This is a genomic window from Arenibacter sp. S6351L (genome assembly GCF_023016025.1).
GTDB lineage: Bacteria > Bacteroidota > Bacteroidia > Flavobacteriales > Flavobacteriaceae > Arenibacter > Arenibacter algicola_B.
In genome coordinates, this window is record NZ_JALKBB010000068.1 from 1 (window position 1) to 3,263 (window position 3,263).

Below are 3,263 nucleotides of genomic sequence, written 5' to 3' on the forward strand. Positions count from 1 at the left end.
ATAAAGAACATAAAAACTGTATCTACTTGGATACAAATTTAAGATATTTATTTTTAATCCGCAGTAAATTTTTGGAATTTTCGACTTGAGTGAGATAATGCACCACAACGCTTGAGCTATGAGTAGTGGGGGAGTAGACCTGTACTTGCCTTTTGTCCATGCACCAAGCAAAAGCTTTACGTTTTCTTTTTACTTTAAAATTTCAAAAGCAAAATCGGAAAGATTTTGCGACTTCATAAATATAGACAAAACTTGGAATGAAAGACCAAGCCCGCATTACTTATAGGTTCTGTTGTACGCAGTGTTTTCTTACATTGTATCTTTCACGTATAGCCTTTTTTCAAAATAGCGTTTTAACCCAATTATACTGTCAATCGTTTTGTCCTTAAAAGGTCCGTATGAATACTCCTGCATATAGCCTCTTAGGATTTTTTCACCAGGACTGTCGAATCGAAGTCCGAATACGGCTGTATAATTTAAATCGGAATCAGTAAAATATTTTTGATTTTGTGTGTCAATCGATAGGCAATTAAAAGTTACAGTTTTAATTAGTTCTTCATTTGAAAAATCGGAATTAAAGTTAATACTGTCATGTAGGGCAATAACAACCTTTATTTTAGCTGTTTCCTCATTTTGTATCGACTTTGAGTTGCAGAAAGCAATGCCTCGTATAGGTTCGGATAGTGGAATAGTATCCTTGTTAAAAATAAACTGATCCCAAACAGTGTTTCTAAAATTAATGGTGTCATTAATAAACTCCTTCTGCTTAAAAATGGAATCTTGCGTCCGCCAGGCTATAGTGTCCATTTTTTCATTCAGAAACCAGGCTCTGTTCGCCTTTTCGCTACCTTTAATGACAAACCATTCTCGAATTTCCCTTAAAATACCGTTGCGGTCGTACAAATTCCATATTCCAAATTTCTTACCTGTTTTAGTTTTTTTTCCATTTTTGAAAAGTACTCCGTTATCGTAATAAAAATAAACACTATCAAATTCTGTTTTCGTAACTGTTCTTTTAAAGATTTGGTTTGGATTCCGTTCATAATATAGAACTTGTTCTGAAAGTCCTTTTTCCAATTTTGAATCTGGTATAGCGCCTGTTTTATCACTTGTATTTTCTTTACAAGCAATTAGCATTATAAAAATTACAATTGTGGCAAATTGATTTTTTGTCATTGCGTACAACGTTTAAGCTATGAGTAGTGCGGAGTCAAGGAATCATTTTTGATTCCGTCTGCGCACGTAGCCAAAGCGTTTTGTTTGCGTTTTATTTTTTAATGTTTTAAATGCCAAATCAAACTGATTTGGCGACCTTATAAATATACACAAACCATTGAAATTAACACCAAAACCTGCATTACTTATAGGTTTTGTTAGCTACAGTTATTTTTTAGCATTAGTTATTTATAAATGCATCAGACTTTGGCCTTTTAAAAGGTTCTGACAAAAATCTATTCGCAATACTGTTAAATAAATCTGGATTAGAGGAAGGAGTAAAATGTGTTTCACCTGGCATAATACAAAGTTGTGCCTTTTCGAGATTTTCATATATTTCAATACTATGCTCGCTTTTAATTACATCTTCATCTCCAGCCAAGATTAATACTTTTGCTTTAACTTTGGAAAGATCTGTGATTGGTATATTAGGTTGTTCTCCAACTAATCCTAAAAGTTGTTTTTTCAAATTCCAATTTTCGGTTTTGTCTTTTTCTTTTATTTTTAATTTTACCACGTCAAATTCTTTTTTGATTATATCAACCACGTATGGATGAACTGCTGTTGTATCTGGTCTTAGATTTGCAGCCATAGACACAATTTTTTTAATCTTGACTTTATTGTTAATTCCCATTTTTAGACCAATTATTCCACCGTCACTCCAGCCAATAATATTTAGGGAATCAAGTTTTAAATGATTTACCAATCCTTCCCAATCTTCTGTGATTTGCTTATACGTCAATGAATCAGTTTTTAATTCAGACTTTCCTTGACCTCGGCTATCCGCAACAATTACTCTGTATTTTTTTTTGAAATAATCTATTTGATTACCCATCCAAATAATACTTCCACCATTTCCATGAATAAGTAAAAGAGGCTCTCCTTCACCATACTCCTCGAAATAAATCCTAGCTCCATTAATTTCAAAATATTTCCCAACAGCTTGGTTGTTGCCATATGGTGTATCAAAATCAAAGTTTAATTGAACTTGAGCAGTTGAGATTAAAGAGAATAAACCTGTAAGAAGGAAAATGAATAATTTTGGTATAATTTTCATCATGTTTTAATTGTAGCTAACGGTTCGGCTAAGCGTAGTGCGGAGGTACGCCGTCTGCGTTAGCAGCGGGCGAGTTGGCGCGCTGGCCCGTTTCCGCCTGTCACGCTAAAGGCGTGGTCTACCCACGAAGCTAAAGTTTATTGTTTAGTTTTATTTTTTGTTTGTCCAAAGCTAAATCCATAAGATTTAGCGACTTTATAAACATACACAGACCTTTCGGTTTTGCCCTAAAGTCCGCATTACGTTTAGGCTTTGTTGTGGTGTCGTTTTTTTATTCAGTTTCACTTTTAAATGCAGGCGGTGGCGGTATATGTGGTACAACTTCCCAAAACGAAATATTTAAAACAATATCAGTTTTCAATGAATCATATTTCATAGCCAATGTATTTACAAAACTTTCAATTCCATCCGTTTTTCCGTCCCGCATAGATTCAATAATTACAAAAAAGTTGTCAGGCTTGTCAGTTGAATTGGATGAATAATAATATGAGAATTCCGTTCGTAACATCGCAGAAAGCGAGTCCAGATTAATTTCCGGTAACATACCTTGGTGATATATTTTGCCCCTGTCGAAAGTCACATAATGTTTTCCTGCAGGGTCAAATATGAACGGTTCACAATATTCGGTAGGATAAATATGCCTAACATTTTTTTTTGTTTCAATTACAATTCTAGGGATACTATCATTACAAGTTACTTCATGAATTCGGTCAACAAAATCTCCATATGTTATAAAATCCCCAAGTCTAAGCGACACTTTTGAACTATCATTTTCTTTTTTCGCATAGCCATATTCCTTTAATTCCCTTTTTTGATTTGTACAGGAAGAAATCAGTAATATTAAAATCAAAAATTTGACAATAATTAGTTTCATTTCGGGATTTTGTAAATGCACCACAACGGTTCGTGTATGATTAGTTGCGGACTTTTCCAACGGAAAATGTCCGCCTGTACCGAAGATAGTTAATTGCAGGAAATTCACTTGTTGAAT

General features: G+C 33.9%; 3 protein-coding genes. All 3 read right to left on the reverse strand.

The genetic code is table 11. The annotated features are described in order from the left end of the window. Positions 1-309: 309 nt before the first annotated feature. On the reverse strand, positions 310-1,176 hold the full coding sequence (locus tag MWU82_RS23855) for a hypothetical protein (RefSeq protein WP_247098243.1): 867 nt from the start codon (positions 1,174-1,176) through the stop codon (positions 310-312). Between the two features lie 220 nt (positions 1,177-1,396). Beyond that, positions 1,397-2,275 carry an alpha/beta hydrolase gene (locus MWU82_RS23860; protein ID WP_247098244.1) on the reverse strand — a complete coding sequence of 293 codons (879 nt, stop codon included), beginning with the start codon at positions 2,273-2,275 and terminating at the stop codon, positions 1,397-1,399. A gap of 268 nt (positions 2,276-2,543) precedes the next feature. Beyond that, on the reverse strand, positions 2,544-3,263 hold a 720-nt coding region (locus MWU82_RS23865), incomplete at its 5' end, for a hypothetical protein (protein WP_247098245.1).

What these genes read in the sequence shown, in the direction of transcription:
- MWU82_RS23855 (WP_247098243.1), bottom strand. Translation starts at nt 1,176, where the DNA reads ATGACAAAAAATCAATTTGCCACAATTGTAATTTTTATAATGCTAATT.
- MWU82_RS23860 (WP_247098244.1), bottom strand. Translation starts at nt 2,275, where the DNA reads ATGATGAAAATTATACCAAAATTATTCATTTTCCTTCTTACAGGTTTA.